Origin of the sequence: Alkalilacustris brevis, assembly GCF_003350345.1 — a bacterium.
Classification (GTDB): domain Bacteria; phylum Pseudomonadota; class Alphaproteobacteria; order Rhodobacterales; family Rhodobacteraceae; genus Alkalilacustris; species Alkalilacustris brevis.
On record NZ_QNVJ01000013.1, the window covers coordinates 1 to 2,747 of the forward strand.

Consider the following 2,747-nt stretch of genomic DNA (forward strand, 5'->3'; position numbering starts at 1 on the left):
TGAGCCAGAAACCCTCCGTTCCGCAATATGCCTAAATTGTCCCATGGGCGCTGACTTCAGACAAGCGCGTCGCTCGATCATCGGGGCTGATCAGGGCCTTGTGCCCCCTACTTCGTCACTTCGATTAGGAAATCTAGAAAAGCGCGCACCTTCCGCGGAACGTGACGGTTGGCGGAATAGAGGATCGATATCGGCATCCCCTCGTCGGCGTATTCTTCAAGCACCGGCAACAACGCACCGCTCTCCAGATCCTTGCGAAACAGCCACCACGTGCCTTGAGCCAGGCCAATGCCCGCCGCCGCAGCCTCGCGCAGCGCGTCGCCGCTGTTGATGATGCAACTGCCTGACACGCGCAACGAATGGCGCTGGCCATCTAGACGACGAAAAGTCCATTCGGGGCCGAAACGACCCACGATGCAATCGTGTTCGGCCAGATCATCGGGCGACTTGGGAATTCCCCGACGCGCCAGGTAAGAGGGTGCAGCGACTGTCACCTGCGCGTCGCGGTTCAGTACCCGAGTGTTAAGGCGCGAGTCGCTAAGTTCGCCCGTACGAACGGCGACATCATATCCCTTGGAGATCATGTCTACCGCCTCGTCGCTGAAATCGACCTCAAGCGTGATCTGTGGGTGCCTTTCCAGAAAACGGGGCAACTCCGGCATCACCGTCACCCTCCCGAAGGAGAAGGGAAGCACGACCCTCACTCGCCCAAGCGGTGCTGACGCACCGCTGCGCAATTCGGCTTCGGCATCCTCCAGATCGGCGAGAATCGTCACGCAACGTTCGTAGAACGCCTGCCCGTAATCGGTGATGTTGATACGCCGTGTGGTGCGGGTGAAAAGTTGCGCGCCCAACTCATCCTCCAGGCGCGATACGGACTTGGTAACCGTCGAAACCGAGACACCCAACTTGGTTGCCGCAGCGGTAAACCCGCCTTCTTCGGCCACCCGAGTGAAGATCCTGATCGCGATGAACTTGTTCATCTTGTCCCTTCTGGTGCGGCCGCCGTTGGAGCGGCGAATTTCGGAAAAAAGCTGAATATTGAATTTCGTATTTATGCCCTCGCCAACGGGCAAGCGAAAAAATAGCATTTCCTAAGTACATTGCGTTTCCTGCAGTGGAGTTGCCGATGAATACTACAACCAGAGACATCAATGACCCTGCCCATCGTCATGCGGTTCTATTTCCTGTCGATGCGGGGCACTTTCGCGAGACAATGAGTAAATTCGCGACTGGGGTCGCGGTTGTCACCTCAATCCACGACGGTCAGCCATTCGGCATGACAGTGAATTCTCTGACCTCTGTATCGCTGGCCCCTTGCTTGCTGCTTATTTGCCCCCGCAAAGGCAGCGCCACGGGTGAAGCGATCCGCAAGAGCGGCTTCTTTGCTGTGAATGTCCTTGATGCCAGCCAAGAAGATCTTTGCATGCGCTTTGTGGGCGAAGAGGCTGACCGTTTCGACGGGCTTGACCTGCCGCAGGACAGTCACGGCCTGCCCGTGATCCCTGACTCGCTGGCTCAGATCAGCTGCCGACTCTACGATATCCACCCCGGCGGCGATCACGAAATCATCCTGGGCGAGATCATCCAATGTCAGTGCGCCACCGGCACGCCGCTGATCTATCACGGGGGGCAGTTCTTCAAAGGTACCGCCTGAGCAAGTCCCGAAGGGAGGTAGCACAATGACACCGCATTACCGCATCTCCGGCCCCGAGGGCGGCGCACCGCTTGTTCTGTCGCATGGGCTGGCCACCAATCTTCACATGTGGGAACCGGCCCTGCCTGCGCTGGAGCAAGAGTTTCGCGTCATCCGCTATGATGCCCGCGGGCATGGCGCCACCCCGTCGAAGGGGACGGTCTGCACGCTGCACGACCTGCAATCCGATGTTATCGCGTTGCTCGATCACCTGAATATCGAGCGGGCCCATTTTGCGGGGCTGTCGATGGTGGGCATGGGGCTAGGGCTGGACCACGCGGACAGGCTTTTGAGCCTCGTAGTGTGTGACGCACGCGCAGATGCGCCTGAGGCCTATCGTTCATCCTGGGATGACCGCATCGCCCGGATTGAGGCTGGCGGACTCGACGCCCTGGTGGAGCCCACGCTGGAACGCTGGTTCACCGAGGCGTTCAAATCCGACAACCAGAACATGGACTGGATGCGCGCGATGATGCGCACCACCCGCACAGAGGGCTTTATTTGCTGTGCCCGTGCGCTTCAGGGGCTCGACTACCTGCGCCGACTGAGCGAGATGCGCGTGCCCACGCTGTATCTGGTCGGCGATCAGGACGCGGGCGCACCACCCGACGTCATGCGCAAGATGCACTGCCTGACCCCCGGATCGAAGTTCGTCATGATCGAGGATGCCGGGCATATCTCCGCCGTGGAGCAGCCAGCCACTGTCGCAGCAGAAATCACCCGGTTCATCAGGGCGCGGCAAGACAGGTCGGGCTGAAGGAATCAGGAGTCCGGCATGGCGCACCTCCCAAAGATCACCTGCCGCGAGGGCCTGAGCGACAAGCAGTTAGCCGTCCGTTCCAGTGTAGTTTCCGAGAGCCGAAATGCGGTGAATGTGCCGCATCAGGTGTTGCTAGACAGCGCTGAAATTGCGGCGCCGACCAGAAAGCCAGGTACTTGCCTTCTCCACGATTTCAACATCCCTCTGCGCCTGTGGGAACAGGCAACCCTTGTCCGTCGTCGAATGATTTGGGATAGTCGGCGTGATTTTGGTCTGGAGGGCTCCGGCTCT

Annotated in this window: 4 protein-coding genes; 3 read left to right on the forward strand and 1 reads right to left on the reverse strand. The window is 59.4% G+C overall.

Annotation, left to right across the window (positions count from 1 at the left end):
- Positions 1-107: 107 nt before the first annotated feature.
- On the reverse strand, positions 108-1,091 hold the full coding sequence (locus DQ229_RS01805; protein WP_202909490.1) for a LysR family transcriptional regulator: 984 nt from the start codon (positions 1,089-1,091) through the stop codon (positions 108-110).
- A 38-nt stretch (positions 1,092-1,129) separates the two neighbouring features.
- Here DQ229_RS01805 and DQ229_RS01810 point away from each other — a divergent pair, with 38 nt between their 5' ends.
- The 3 genes from DQ229_RS01810 to DQ229_RS16690 form a co-directional block, all read left to right on the forward strand.
- Positions 1,130-1,657 carry a flavin reductase family protein gene (locus tag DQ229_RS01810; RefSeq protein WP_114964572.1) on the forward strand — a complete coding sequence of 176 codons (528 nt, stop codon included), beginning with the start codon at positions 1,130-1,132 and terminating at the stop codon, positions 1,655-1,657.
- Between the two features lie 25 nt (positions 1,658-1,682).
- Positions 1,683-2,453 (forward strand): alpha/beta fold hydrolase, encoded by a 771-nt coding sequence (locus DQ229_RS01815; RefSeq protein ID WP_114964573.1) that lies wholly within the window; start codon positions 1,683-1,685, stop codon positions 2,451-2,453.
- An 18-nt stretch (positions 2,454-2,471) separates the two neighbouring features.
- Positions 2,472-2,747: hypothetical protein (locus DQ229_RS16690; RefSeq protein WP_238380920.1), on the forward strand; the 276-nt coding region annotated here is incomplete at its 3' end.